This window comes from Pectobacterium atrosepticum (genome assembly GCA_019056595.1).
GTDB lineage: Bacteria > Pseudomonadota > Gammaproteobacteria > Enterobacterales > Enterobacteriaceae > Pectobacterium > Pectobacterium atrosepticum.
In genome coordinates this window covers 356,274-368,483 of record CP036163.1, presented here as the reverse complement: position 1 = coordinate 368,483, position 12,210 = coordinate 356,274, and the positions used below count along the sequence as shown (strand labels likewise).

Here is a 12,210-nt window from a genome sequence, read left to right as displayed (position 1 = left end):
CGATTATGCAACTGTCTTCTACACAACCGTCGTCTAAGACCCAGGAACCGTCTACTGCTCAGGATGTCATTACCATGCAACACATACTGGAAAAATTATACGGCGCGAACAGCATCAGCCGTCAGGAAAGTCAGGCGCTGTTTGGTGCCATTATTCGCGGTGAACTGGAAGCCAGCCAACTGGCAGCGGCGTTGATTAGTATGAAAGTGCGCGGCGAACATCCCGATGAGATCGCCGGTGCTGCCACGGCTCTGCTGGCCGATGCGCAGCCGTTCCCGCGCCCTGACTATTTATTTGCCGATATCGTCGGCACAGGCGGTGACGGCACCAACAGCATCAATATTTCGACGGCCAGTGCCTTCGTTGCTGCCAGCTGTGGTCTGAAAATCGCCAAGCACGGCAACCGTAGCGTATCCAGCCGTTCCGGTTCCTCTGACTTACTCTCCGCTTTCGGCATTAAGCTGGATATGAGCGCACAGGATTCCCGTCAGGCGCTGGACGACCTGGGCGTGTGTTTCCTGTTTGCTCCGCAATACCATCTGGGCTTCCGTCATGCCATGCCGGTACGTCAGCAGCTCAAAACACGCACCGTCTTCAACGTGCTGGGGCCGTTGGTTAACCCCGCTCGTCCACCGCTGGCGCTGATTGGCGTGTATAGCCCCGAATTGGTTCGCCCTATCGCCGAAACGCTGAAAGTGCTGGGCTACCAGCGTGCCGCGGTTGTACACGGTGGCGGAATGGATGAAGTCGCGATTCATGCACCGACGCAGGTTGCCGAGTTGAACCATGGCGAGATCGAAACCTACGAACTGACGCACCGCGATTTCGGGCTGGATACGCATCCGCTATCGGCATTACAAGGCGGTACGCCAGAAGAAAATCGTGACATTCTCGCGTCACTGCTACAAGGTAAAGGTGAACGCGCGCACGCCGCGGCGGTTGCCGCCAACGTTGCGCTGCTCCTGAGATTATTCGGACAAGAAGATCTGCGCCAAAATGCGCAACAGGCGCTTGAAGTCATTCATAGTGGACAGGCTTATCAGCGCGTTATCGCCCTGTCCGCCAGAGGATAATGGAACCATGCAGGAAACCGTATTACATAAAATTGTGCGTGATAAAGCGCTCTGGGTTGCGGAACGAGAAAAAGCACAGCCGCTGGCCTCTTTTCAGCATGAGATCGTTCCCAGCCAGCGCGACTTTTATCAGGCGCTGAAACAAGATAAGCCCGCCTTTATTCTTGAATGCAAAAAGGCGTCACCGTCGAAGGGATTGATTCGCGATGATTTCGACCCGGTAGCGATAGCTCAGGTCTATAAAGATTACGCGTCTGCTATTTCCGTTTTGACTGACGAAAAGTATTTTCAGGGCGATTTTGCCTTCCTGCCGCAGGTTAGCGCGGCAGTCCATCAGCCGGTGTTGTGCAAAGACTTTATTATTTCGCCCTACCAGATCTATCTGGCACGCTACTATCAGGCCGATGCCATTCTGCTGATGCTATCCGTGCTGGACGACGAGCAATATCAGCAACTGGCCGAAGTGGCGCACAGCCTGAAGCTGGGCGTGTTGACAGAAGTTAGTAATGAAGAAGAGCTGCTGCGGGCCATTCAGCTCGAAGCACGCGTCGTTGGGATCAACAACCGCGACCTGCGCGATCTCTCCATTGACCTCAACCGTACCCGGACGCTCGCACCGCGTCTGCCTGCTGGCGTCACCGTGATCAGCGAATCCGGTATCAACTGCCAGGCACAGATTCGTGAACTCAGCGCTTTTGCTCAGGGCTTCCTGATCGGCAGTTCACTGATGTCTGAACCGGATCTGAACGGCGCGGTACGCCGCGTTATTCTGGGTGAAAACAAGGTCTGCGGCCTGACGCGCGCAGCTGATGCACAGGCCGCCTATCATGCGGGTGCGCTCTACGGCGGTTTAATCTTCGTCGCCAGTTCTCCACGCTATATCGACGCCAAACAAGCGGCCGATGTCATTGAGGGTGCGCCACTGCGTTATGTCGGCGTTTTCCGCAATGCGCCCGTCGCTCATATCGTTGCTATCACGACGCAGTTGGGGTTAGCGGCTGTTCAACTACATGGCGATGAGGATCAACAGACGATCGACCAGCTACGCCAGCAATTACCTGCAACGTGCCAGATTTGGAAAGCACTGAGCATCACGGATGTGCTGCCAGAGCGTAATCTCACTCACGTCGATCGCTACGTGTTTGACAACGGTCAGGGCGGCAGCGGTAAAACCTTCAACTGGTCGCTGCTGGACAATCAGTCACTGGATAACGTGCTGTTAGCCGGTGGACTGAATAGCGATAACTGCGCACTGGCGGCACGGCAAGGTTGCGCAGGACTGGATTTCAATTCCGGGGTGGAAAGCGAACCGGGGAAAAAAGATTCACATAAAATTGCTGCCGTTTTTGCGACGTTACGTCAGCAGCAACACTAAAACAGACGGGAAAATTATGACATTACTCAACCCTTATTTCGGTGAATTCGGCGGACAGTTTGTTCCGCAGATCCTCATCCCGGCGTTGCGCCAGCTGGAAGAGGCTTTCGTCAGCGCACAAAAAGATCCTGAATTTCAGGCTGAATTTACCGATCTGCTGAAAAACTATGCGGGTCGCCCGACAGCATTAACCCTATGCAAAAACCTGACGGCTGGGACGAAAACCAAGCTGTACCTGAAGCGTGAAGATCTGCTGCACGGCGGCGCGCACAAAACGAATCAGGTGCTTGGACAGGCATTGCTGGCTAAGCGCATGGGTAAAAGTGAAATCATCGCTGAAACCGGTGCGGGACAACACGGCGTCGCGACGGCGCTGGCTTGCGCCCTGCTTGGCCTGAAATGCCGCGTTTATATGGGTGCAAAAGACGTTGAGCGTCAGTCGCCGAACGTCTTCCGCATGCGCTTGATGGGTGCAGAAGTGATTCCAGTTCATAGCGGTTCTTCCACGCTGAAAGATGCCTGTAACGAAGCGCTGCGTGACTGGTCTGGCAGCTATGAAACGGCACACTATCTGCTGGGAACGGCGGCAGGTCCGCACCCTTACCCAACTATCGTACGCGAATTCCAACGTATGATTGGTGAAGAGACGAAAGCGCAGATCCTGGAAAAAGAAGGTCGCTTGCCGGATGCGGTGCTGGCCTGTGTCGGCGGCGGCTCTAACGCAATTGGCATGTTCGCTGATTTCATCGACGATACTCACGTTCGCCTGATCGGCATTGAGCCGGGCGGCTTAGGCATTGAATCTGGGCAGCACGGTGCACCGTTAAAGCATGGCCGCGTCGGTATTTATTTCGGTATGAAGTCCCCGATGATGCAAACATCTGACGGACAAATTGAAGAGTCCTATTCTATTTCCGCTGGGCTGGATTTCCCATCCGTAGGGCCGCAGCACGCCTACCTGAACAGCATCGGCCGTGCAGACTATGTCTCGATTACCGATGATGAAGCGCTGGATGCCTTCAAAGCGCTCTGCCGCGGTGAAGGTATTATCCCTGCACTGGAATCCTCCCATGCGCTGGCACACGCCTTGAAGATGATCAAAGCGGAGCCGGAGAAAGAGCAACTGCTGGTGGTCAACCTGTCCGGACGTGGTGATAAAGACATCTTTACCGTGCACGATATTTTGAAAGATCGGGGAGAAATCTAATGGAGCGCTATCAACAGTTGTTTACACGCCTGTCAGAGAAAAAAGAAGGCGCGTTCGTCCCCTTTGTCACGCTAGGCGATCCGTCCCCCGAGCAGTCACTGAAGATTATCGATACGTTGATTGCCGCCGGTGCCGATGCGCTAGAGTTGGGGGTCCCCTTCTCTGACCCGCTAGCGGACGGCCCAACCATTCAGGATGCTAACCTGCGCGCCTTTGCCGCAGGCGTCACGTCAGGGCAATGTTTCGAAATGCTGGCGGCCATACGCCAGAAATACCCGGAAATTCCAATCGGCCTGCTGATGTATGCCAATCTGGTTTTCAGCAACGGCATTGATGAATTTTATCAGCGCTGTGCAGAGGTTGGCGTCGATTCGGTTTTAGTGGCAGATGTCCCGGTGGTCGAGTCAGCCGCTTTCCGTGCCGCAGCGCTGCGGCACGGTATTGCCCCTATATTTATCTGTCCACCCAATGCTGATGATGAACTGCTGCGAGAGATCGCCTCTTATGGCCGTGGCTATACCTATCTGGTTTCACGCGCGGGCGTGACGGGGGCAGAAAAACGTGCTCAGTTGCCGCTGAATCATCTGGTTGCCAAACTGAACGAGTATCACGCTGCTCCGCCACTACAAGGATTTGGCATTTCTGATCCTGCCCAAGTGCGTGAAACAGTAGCGTCAGGTGCAGCGGGGGCCATTTCTGGCTCTGCCATCGTCCGGATTATCGAAAAAAATCTGAACCAGCCTGATGTCATGCTGTCAGAGTTACACGCCTTTGTGAGTGAAATGAAAGCGGCTACACGTTCATAAGACTTTTCAGGCGCGCGATTTGTGCTTAACGCAAGCGATGTCGCGCGCCCAATAATGTTTCAAATTATTTCTTATTTAATTAACGATTAATATATTCAATTATTATTTAATGTCTAATTAGTTATAATTGTAAGAATTATTTTCAAATTGAAATAATTATTTACCATCACTTTAAAGAAATAAATTAATTAACCATTATTTTCCAAACCGCATAAATCCCATCAGTAAAATACGAAGAAAATCACATAATTGAGATCATTTAAAATTTTCTCTTTTTAACGATCTCGTTCACATTACTGTAAGAAATAATAAATAGAATGGAACCGCTGAACAAAAGTGGCAGCGCGTTTTTAAATAATAATTCTCTTTGACTTGGGATAATAAAATGAAAGCTAAAATATTGACGATGATGGTAACTTCCTTAATCAGCTTAAGCTCCATGGCTGTTACGATTGACTATCGTCATGAAATGCAGGATACGGCAAAAAACGACCATAAAGATCGCCTGCTGATGTCCCACCGTTTCGACAATGGTTTTGGTCTGTCACTGGAAGGCAAGTGGGGTCAATCAAAAAGTGATACAACCCCAAATAAGCCATATAACGAAACCGTCAGCAACGGTACTGAAGTGACCGCCAGCTACCTGTACAAATTCGATAAAACCTTTGGGCTGGAAGGCGGCCTGAACATGGTTTCTACTTCAGACGACAACAACTATCGCCCTTATATCAAAGGCACGGCTAACATCACCGATTCACTGTATTATGGTCTGCGCTACCGTGCATCTTACCTGCGCAAAAGTAACAACATCGGTAACACCAATACCGCGGCGAACCCTAGTGACATCAAAGGCTATACTATCACCAGTACTCTGGGTTATAAACTGCCAGCGAACTTTGTGGTTGAATACGAATTTGAATACGATAAAAAAACCAAAGCAGGATCTCCTGGTTACATTGCTGACAACGACAACTATGGCCTAACTCACAACTTTAAATTAGCGTATAAATACGATAAAAACTGGACGCCTTACGCTGAAGTCGGCAACGTGGTTGGCAGCAAAAATACTGACGAACGTCAAACTCGCTACCGCGTTGGTGTACAATACAATTTCTAATGGCTAACGCCATTTAGAGAATAGATTCAATAGTAAATAGTTTTTCTTTATTGGTTTGTTATTTCCTGTCTATAAAAACGGCGAAGTTATTAACTTCGCCGTTTTTTTATGGCGTGCCGTTGCTGACGCAAAGAATAAAATTAAGTTCGCAATCAGAAACGATAACCTACGCCAAACATAAAGGCCCACGGATCGAGACGAGTATGCACGCTTTGCTGATCGTTACCGGCTTTAAATTTCACATCGGTATCAATATCCATCCACCACACGGACATATTGAGCAACCAGTTTTTATCCAGGTTGTAATCCAACCCCGCCTGCGCCGCAATGCCCCAGGAATTTTTCAGGCTCAGATCGCTCAGCCCAGCATTTGTCCCCGTATCATTAAATTTCTCATCGAAGAACAGGGTGTAGTTCACGCCTACGCCGAGATAGGGGCGTAGCGTATCTTCCTTATCACCAAAGTAATATTGTGCCACTAGAGACGGCGGCAAATGTTTCACTTCAGCGATTGTCCCAGTGCTTCGCAAACCGACATTGTGGTTAAACGGGGTTGCAGCCAGCAATTCGACACCAATGTTATCCGTCACCATGTAACTGAAGGTCAGACCCAACTGGGTATTGTTATTAACCTGAAACGACCCCAGGCTACCTAGCACGTTGTCCGAGCTTTCAGAAGGGCGTACGGTTGCCGATCCCGCACGAACAATGAAATCACCCTCTTGATGAGCCTGTGCCAATGCCGGCATTAATGCCGCCGCCAACAATAAGAAAGATGCCTTTTTCATTACCCACTCCTTATATAGGGTTTAAATTTCGAGCGAAATATACCCCTAAGTAGGTATTCTTGTTTTAAGCCAGATCACATCCTTTAAAGATTTCACCCCCAAATTGAACTGAATCATTTATCACTAACCAATTAAATTTCATGGAATTGATCCAGATCAAAAACAACACAACATCATAAAACACGTAACCGATAACAAGGAGAATCACTATTAGTAGCAATGCCGCATTGATCTGGTGTGAAGGGAAAAGCAGCATTGTGTCGTTGACGGGGTGCCACAGCGCGAATTAACAGGTTACAATCGCGAGTTAAGTTCTTTCTGTCGATTATCTTTTTCAAGGAGCCTGCATGCCTATCACGGCTAACACGTTGTACCGTGACACAATGAATTTTACCCGTAACCAGCTCATCAGCATCTTAATGATGTCGCTGTTGACGGCATTCATTACTGTCATACTGAATCATGCGTTATCGCCTTCTGGAGACGAGTTACAGATTCTGAGCAGTTCCAGCAGCGATCTGTCATCTTCTGTCGAATCTGGCCTAATGGATTTGATTCAGCAAATGACGCCGGAACAACAAACCGTGTTGCTGAAAATGTCGGCGGCAGGCACTTTTGCTGCGTTAGTGGGCAACGTGCTGCTAACGGGCGGGGTTCTGATGCTGATCCAGTTGGTTTCTGACGGACAACGCACCAGTGCCCTGCGAGCCATTGGCGCATCCGCACCGTTTTTACTGCGTCTGCTTTTCTTGATTCTGCTGTGCACCCTGCTCATCCAGCTTGGCATGATGCTTTTGGTCATTCCTGGCGTGTTGTTAGCTATTGCGCTGAGTTTGTCCCCTGTGATTGTCGTCACTGAAAAAAGCGGAATTTTCAGTGCCATTAAAACGAGCACCAAACTGGCCTATAGCAACTTACGTGCAACCGCACCTGCCATCGTGATGTGGCTGCTGGCTAAAATCGCTATTTTGCTGATCGTGTCAAAGTTACCGATTTCCTCACCCACGGTACTGAGCGTGGTTCTGAACGGGTTAAGCAATCTGATCTCCGCTATCCTGCTTATTTATCTGTTCCGCCTTTATATGCTGCTACGTGCTTAATTGCCGTCCTCTGCCTATGCCACTACTTTGGTGGCATAGGCTTCGCCAGATCCCCGTTCGCTATCTACCCAATCGTAATTTTCTGCAAATTATTACAATATCTCGGGAATGGTGTTCCACAATAAAGGATAATGGCATGAGCTATCGGATAACTCTCGCGGGTTATGATTACGACACTGTTGAGTGATGGATTGACATAATGAAGCAACTTCTTGATTTTATACCGTTGGTCGTTTTTTTTGCGGCCTATAAACTTTATGACATCTATATCGCATCGGGTGCACTGATTGCGGCAACCGCGCTGTCACTCGTGGTCACCTGGGTGATGTATCGTAAAATAGAGAAAATGACGCTGGTCACCTTTGCGATGGTCGTCATTTTTGGTTCGCTAACGCTGGTGTTCCATAACGACCTGTTCATCAAGTGGAAAGTCACCATCATCTACGGCTTGTTCGCCGTTGCCCTGCTGGTCAGCCAGTTTGTTATGAAACAGACCCTGATTCAGAAGATGTTGGGTAAAGAACTCACTTTGCCACAGCCCGTCTGGGGGAAATTGAATTTCGCCTGGGCCATGTTCTTTCTGGTGTGTGGATTGGTTAACATCTATATTGCTTTCTGGCTACCGCAAAGCGTTTGGGTAAATTTCAAAGTTTTTGGGCTAACTGGTGTGACGCTGCTGTTTACGCTGATTTGTGGCGTCTATATTTATCGCCACTTGCCTAACGACCAAGAGAAATCAGAAGAAGAAAAAAGCGAGCAACCGTAATCGCTAAACCGAGGCATACACAATGAGCACACAAAACGTGTTACCACAGGGTGAACTGGTTCTCCGTACGCTGGCCATGCCAGCCGATACTAATGCGAATGGCGATATTTTTGGCGGCTGGCTGATGTCGCAAATGGACATGGGCGGTGCGATTTTGGCGAAAGAAATCGCCGAGGGGCGTGTCGTTACTGTACGGGTTGATGGAATGTCGTTCTTAAAACCTGTCGCCGTGGGCGATGTCGTTTGCTGCTATGCGCGTTGCTTACGCACTGGTCGCAGCTCCATCAACGTCAATGTTGAGGTTTGGGTAAAGAAAGTGTCGTCTGAGCCGATTGGTCAGCGCTATCGGGCCACCGAAGCGTTATTCACCTACGTAGCAGTCGATGAAGAAGGCCAGCCGCGTGAGCTGCCAGCAGGTAAAAGCAACTTCACACCAAGCGAGTAACCTCTGACACACCTTTTCGCGTAGATGCGACATCATCTATCCTGAATAATTAACGAAAACGGGGCGCCATCTGCCAAAGATGACGTCCCGTTTTTTATCTGCATTGGTGTAAATTATTCGACCGCCGCGCCGCCGTCAATTTTAAAGACGATGGTCACAACCAGATCTTTACCCGGCTTGCTCGCTTCGTAACGCCATTTGCGCATCGCCTGCTTGATGTCACGCTCGAACATATTGCGCGGTTCGGCAGAAAGCACGCGAACGTTATCAACGCGTCCAGACTCATCCACATCAAACTGCATTTTCACTCGCCCTTCAACACGCAGAGAGAACGCACGCGCCGGATACTGTGGCTGTGCGCGGCTCAACGGGCGCGGCCCACTTGACTGCGAACTTGCTGCGGGCGCGGGCGCCTGCTTCACTGGCGCATTATTGACATTGCGCGTCGGCTCTTCGCTGGTAAACGGTGAAGGCGGCTGTTTTTCAACGGTCGGCTCACGTTTAACCGGCTTCGGCTGCTCAACCTTCTTTACGGGCTTAGGTTCCGGTTTAGGTTTGGGCTTTGGCTCGGGTAATGGCATAGGAACCGGCTGCGGCAATGGCTCCGGTTCTGGAATCGGTTCCGGCTCAGGTTCTGGTTGCTTAACTGGCTCAGGTTCGGGCGCAGATTTGGCAGCAGGCGCAGCTTCATAGGCCGCAGGGTTCACCATCACAACGCTGATAGGCTTAGATTCCTGCGGTAATTCGATTGAATTATTAAACGATGCGTACAGCAAACCTGCAATCAGTGAACCATGAAAACCAACTGAAAGTATGAATGGCCATGAGTAACGGCGGGTCAAAAAAAACTTTTTTTGCGGCATAGTCTGTCTTTATCCTCTTATGCCGCCCAAGTTTAAATGCAAATAGCAATCATATTCAATAACAACGCGTGGAATTGTAAAAAAAACAGAAATCGTGGGGGGATTAGTCTGGCAAATCAACCTATTGTCCTCGAACAACATCACGTATGATGATAAAAACACGTTTCTCTTACCCGATAGCGTTTGGCCACTGGGATCCCTACCCGGTATCCCAAACGAGAAAGGGTACCTTCCTAACCAGTGAGGTCGCTATGCTCTATGTCATTTATGCTGAAGATAATGTTGATTCATTAGCAAAACGCCTGTCGGTAAGACCAGACCATCTTGCCCGTTTACAGGCATTACGCGATCAGGGCCGACTGATTACCGCTGGCCCGTTACCTGCTATCGACAGCGAAGATCCCGGTCAGGCTGGTTTTAGCGGTTCCGTGATCATCGCTGAATTCGCATCGCTGGATGAGGCAACAGCATGGGCCAACGCCGACCCCTACATCGCAGCCGGTGTCTATCAACGCGTCAGTGTGAAACCCTTCAAAAAAGTGTTTTAAAGGTTCAATTGATACAGGTCATGGTTACACGCAAAAACCATGGCCTCCTACCCCTCCGTCAAAAGCTGAAATATTTTAGTCATTTAACCGTGATAGTTTGGCCGCTATTCATCTATAGAGGGTCAACAATCATGTTAATGCCTGCGATTTTGCGAAACGGAGTTGCTACTATCCGCCGCCGTCATCGCCTCAGTATTCTCTCTGGATTGTTATTGATCATTGGGTTATTTTCTTTATTGCAATTGGTTTCCGTCGGCGTCATTTCTCAAACAATGACCCAGGTTCAACAGGATATTTCTGCTAACGAGAGTCTGCGCCAGCAACAAGCGTTAATGGATAAAGCGCGGATGGAAGTCATGAATGCCAGCGACAAACTTAACCGCGCAGGCATTTATCTGTTGGTAGACAAAGAAACCGGGTCTGAAGGCAGCTGGCACAGCCTGATGGATGAGGCTGAAGTGTCTCTGAAACAGGCAAAAGAACATTATCAGTTACTGGAAACAACCACGACGGCGGAAGCAGACACAACAGCATTTGTCGATCTGAAAAAGGGCTACAACCAGCTTTATTCCGGGCTTGTCGAGTTAGCCGAAGGAATAAAAACCACCAATCAGATCGATATTTTCTTTGCTGTCCCGGTTCAGGCCTATCAAAGCGATTTTACCCAGAAGTACTCACACTATCTGCAAGATACCGATGCGCTGCAAAAACAGCATGGCCAACAATTTTTATCCTCTCTCGATCAAGCGAAAACAATCTTTATCACGGTGTTGGGGTTATTACTGGCGATCGCCATTGCCGTTTGGTTTGGCGTTAACCGGGTCATTATTCGTCCACTGGCGCACATCATTGCCCATTTAAAACTGATCGCGGCGGGCGATCTTTCTCATTCAGTCAATACAGAGACACGCGGAACACGGGAAGTTGAACAGCTCAATACCAGCGTCATCCTAATGCAGGAAGGTCTGGTGACCTTGGTTAATCAGGTTCGTCAGGGTGTTGATCACATGGTGACACAGGTCGATCGCGTGGCTGAGGATAACCATCGTCTTTCCGAGCAGGCGAATCGCCAGTCCCACGAACTCAAAGTGACTACTGAACACGTCATTCAACTTAGCCAACATCTCGAGCAAAACACTCAGCATACCCAGCAGGCTAATTTGCACGCAGAAGACACCAGCAAAATCGCCACGCAGGGTGAGACAATGATGAATGACGTCAAGGCGGCAATGTCAGATATTGCAGGCAGAACTCGAGAAATGACAGAAGCCATTGGGATGATTGAAAATGTAGCATTCCAGACGCATATCTTGTCATTGAACGCAGCGATTGAAGCGGCGCGAGCTGGCACGATGGGTCGAGGGTTTGCCGTTGTCGCCAGAGAAGTTGGCACCCTGGCTTCGCAAAGCAGTCACTCAGCACAAAGTATTAATGTGCTGATTCGTGATTCAGACAACAGCGTAACCGCAGGAACACGACTGGTGAACAAACTGAATGACAGCCTACAGAATATCATTCAGACGGCGAAAGACACGGGCACGTTCCTGAGCGAGATCTCGGAGATATCACACCAGCAGAACGAAAGTATTCATGAAGTGACTGCGCGACTCAGCACGCTGAACGACACCGTCAGAGAAAATGCAGGACAGGTTGAAGCCTCCGCTCACACCTTCGCCTCACTGCTGGAGCAAACGGAACGCTTAAATACTTCAGTGTCGCTGTTTATCCTGCCCTCGACAGAAGCTGATGTGAACCCGATGATTGATCAGAGAGAGATGACACAGCGCATTCCCATGATGGGATGAACGGATAAGGGAATAAGAGCCGTTTTGTGATAAAAAAATAGCGACCATACTTCGGGTCGCTATTTTCCTCGCTGGTTTACCACTCGTAGGCTACCGCATAGAGTAATGCCCGCCGTTGATGCTTCTGCTGCAAATAACGGGCAGAGCGAATATGGCGGTAAGTACGCGATTGCGCCTCCAACCAGCGGCTTCTTCTACGCTGAACCTGACGTAACATCCGCCAGCGGCCCACTTCATTCCGACTGCGTTTCATTATGCAACTCTTATTAATCCACTCGCGCTGGGCATTATATACCCCTAATACGTGACGACAATCG

General features: G+C 49.7%; 13 protein-coding genes. 10 read left to right on the top strand and 3 right to left on the bottom strand.

Annotated features, from left to right (window positions below; genetic code table 11):
- Window positions 1-74 precede the first annotated feature (74 nt).
- The 5 genes from trpD to DCX48_02290 all read left to right on the top strand — a co-directional run bounded on the left by trpD (window position 75) and on the right by DCX48_02290 (window position 5,578).
- Window positions 75-1,073: an anthranilate phosphoribosyltransferase gene (trpD, locus tag DCX48_02310; protein ID QXE17126.1), complete on the top strand. Its 999-nt coding sequence runs from the start codon at window positions 75-77 to the stop codon at window positions 1,071-1,073.
- A gap of 7 nt (window positions 1,074-1,080) precedes the next feature.
- Entirely contained in the window at window positions 1,081-2,448 is a 1,368-nt protein-coding gene (gene trpF / locus DCX48_02305) for a bifunctional indole-3-glycerol-phosphate synthase TrpC/phosphoribosylanthranilate isomerase TrpF (GenBank protein ID QXE13442.1), read from the top strand.
- Between the two features lie 16 nt (window positions 2,449-2,464).
- The gene (gene trpB / locus DCX48_02300) at window positions 2,465-3,655 is read left to right on the top strand and encodes a tryptophan synthase subunit beta (protein ID QXE13441.1); all 1,191 of its coding nucleotides are present in this window, start codon (window positions 2,465-2,467) and stop codon (window positions 3,653-3,655) included.
- The gene (locus tag DCX48_02295; protein QXE13440.1) at window positions 3,655-4,461 is read left to right on the top strand and encodes a tryptophan synthase subunit alpha; all 807 of its coding nucleotides are present in this window, start codon (window positions 3,655-3,657) and stop codon (window positions 4,459-4,461) included. Before trpB ends, DCX48_02295 begins: the two co-directional genes overlap by 1 nt.
- 385 nt (window positions 4,462-4,846) lie before the next feature.
- Window positions 4,847-5,578: a porin gene (locus DCX48_02290; protein ID QXE13439.1), complete on the top strand. Its 732-nt coding sequence runs from the start codon at window positions 4,847-4,849 to the stop codon at window positions 5,576-5,578.
- A 152-nt stretch (window positions 5,579-5,730) separates the two neighbouring features.
- On the opposite strand, the gene ompW is transcribed toward DCX48_02290, so the two are convergent.
- Entirely contained in the window at window positions 5,731-6,366 is a 636-nt protein-coding gene (gene ompW, locus DCX48_02285) for an outer membrane protein OmpW (protein QXE13438.1), read from the bottom strand.
- A 347-nt stretch (window positions 6,367-6,713) separates the two neighbouring features.
- On the opposite strand from ompW, the gene DCX48_02280 reads away from it, so the two are divergent.
- The 3 genes from DCX48_02280 (at window position 6,714) to yciA (ending at window position 8,677) form a co-directional block, all read left to right on the top strand.
- The gene (locus tag DCX48_02280) at window positions 6,714-7,466 is read left to right on the top strand and encodes a UPF0259 family protein (protein QXE13437.1); all 753 of its coding nucleotides are present in this window, start codon (window positions 6,714-6,716) and stop codon (window positions 7,464-7,466) included.
- A gap of 199 nt (window positions 7,467-7,665) precedes the next feature.
- Entirely contained in the window at window positions 7,666-8,232 is a 567-nt protein-coding gene (locus tag DCX48_02275; protein ID QXE13436.1) for a septation protein A, read from the top strand.
- Window positions 8,233-8,254: 22 nt separating this feature from the next.
- Entirely contained in the window at window positions 8,255-8,677 is a 423-nt protein-coding gene (gene yciA / locus DCX48_02270) for an acyl-CoA thioester hydrolase YciA (GenBank protein ID QXE13435.1), read from the top strand.
- A 113-nt stretch (window positions 8,678-8,790) separates the two neighbouring features.
- On the opposite strand, the gene tonB is transcribed toward yciA, so the two are convergent.
- Window positions 8,791-9,540: a TonB system transport protein TonB gene (gene tonB / locus DCX48_02265; GenBank protein QXE13434.1), complete on the bottom strand. Its 750-nt coding sequence runs from the start codon at window positions 9,538-9,540 to the stop codon at window positions 8,791-8,793.
- A 251-nt stretch (window positions 9,541-9,791) separates the two neighbouring features.
- On the opposite strand from tonB, the gene DCX48_02260 reads away from it, so the two are divergent.
- A complete protein-coding gene (locus DCX48_02260) occupies window positions 9,792-10,088 on the top strand; it encodes a YciI family protein (protein QXE17125.1) in 297 nt (98 codons plus the stop codon).
- 131 nt (window positions 10,089-10,219) lie between these two features.
- Window positions 10,220-11,893, top strand: a complete 1,674-nt coding sequence (locus DCX48_02255; protein ID QXE13433.1) for a HAMP domain-containing protein — start codon at window positions 10,220-10,222, stop codon at window positions 11,891-11,893.
- A gap of 76 nt (window positions 11,894-11,969) precedes the next feature.
- Here the strand turns inward: DCX48_02255 and DCX48_02250 are convergent, their stop codons facing one another.
- Window positions 11,970-12,146, bottom strand: a complete 177-nt coding sequence (locus tag DCX48_02250; protein ID QXE13432.1) for a YciY family protein — start codon at window positions 12,144-12,146, stop codon at window positions 11,970-11,972.
- Window positions 12,147-12,210: the final 64 nt, after the last annotated feature.

Coding starts and splice junctions, on each gene's coding strand:
- DCX48_02250 (QXE13432.1), bottom strand. CDS start 12,146: ATGAAACGCAGTCGGAATGAAGTGGGCCGCTGGCGGATGTTACGTCAG.
- trpF (QXE13442.1), top strand. CDS start 1,081: ATGCAGGAAACCGTATTACATAAAATTGTGCGTGATAAAGCGCTCTGG.
- DCX48_02255 (QXE13433.1), top strand. CDS start 10,220: ATGTTAATGCCTGCGATTTTGCGAAACGGAGTTGCTACTATCCGCCGC.
- DCX48_02260 (QXE17125.1), top strand. CDS start 9,792: ATGCTCTATGTCATTTATGCTGAAGATAATGTTGATTCATTAGCAAAA.
- DCX48_02290 (QXE13439.1), top strand. CDS start 4,847: ATGAAAGCTAAAATATTGACGATGATGGTAACTTCCTTAATCAGCTTA.
- trpD (QXE17126.1), top strand. CDS start 75: ATGCAACACATACTGGAAAAATTATACGGCGCGAACAGCATCAGCCGT.
- DCX48_02295 (QXE13440.1), top strand. CDS start 3,655: ATGGAGCGCTATCAACAGTTGTTTACACGCCTGTCAGAGAAAAAAGAA.
- DCX48_02280 (QXE13437.1), top strand. CDS start 6,714: ATGCCTATCACGGCTAACACGTTGTACCGTGACACAATGAATTTTACC.
- tonB (QXE13434.1), bottom strand. CDS start 9,540: ATGCCGCAAAAAAAGTTTTTTTTGACCCGCCGTTACTCATGGCCATTC.
- yciA (QXE13435.1), top strand. CDS start 8,255: ATGAGCACACAAAACGTGTTACCACAGGGTGAACTGGTTCTCCGTACG.
- DCX48_02275 (QXE13436.1), top strand. CDS start 7,666: ATGAAGCAACTTCTTGATTTTATACCGTTGGTCGTTTTTTTTGCGGCC.
- trpB (QXE13441.1), top strand. CDS start 2,465: ATGACATTACTCAACCCTTATTTCGGTGAATTCGGCGGACAGTTTGTT.
- ompW (QXE13438.1), bottom strand. CDS start 6,366: ATGAAAAAGGCATCTTTCTTATTGTTGGCGGCGGCATTAATGCCGGCA.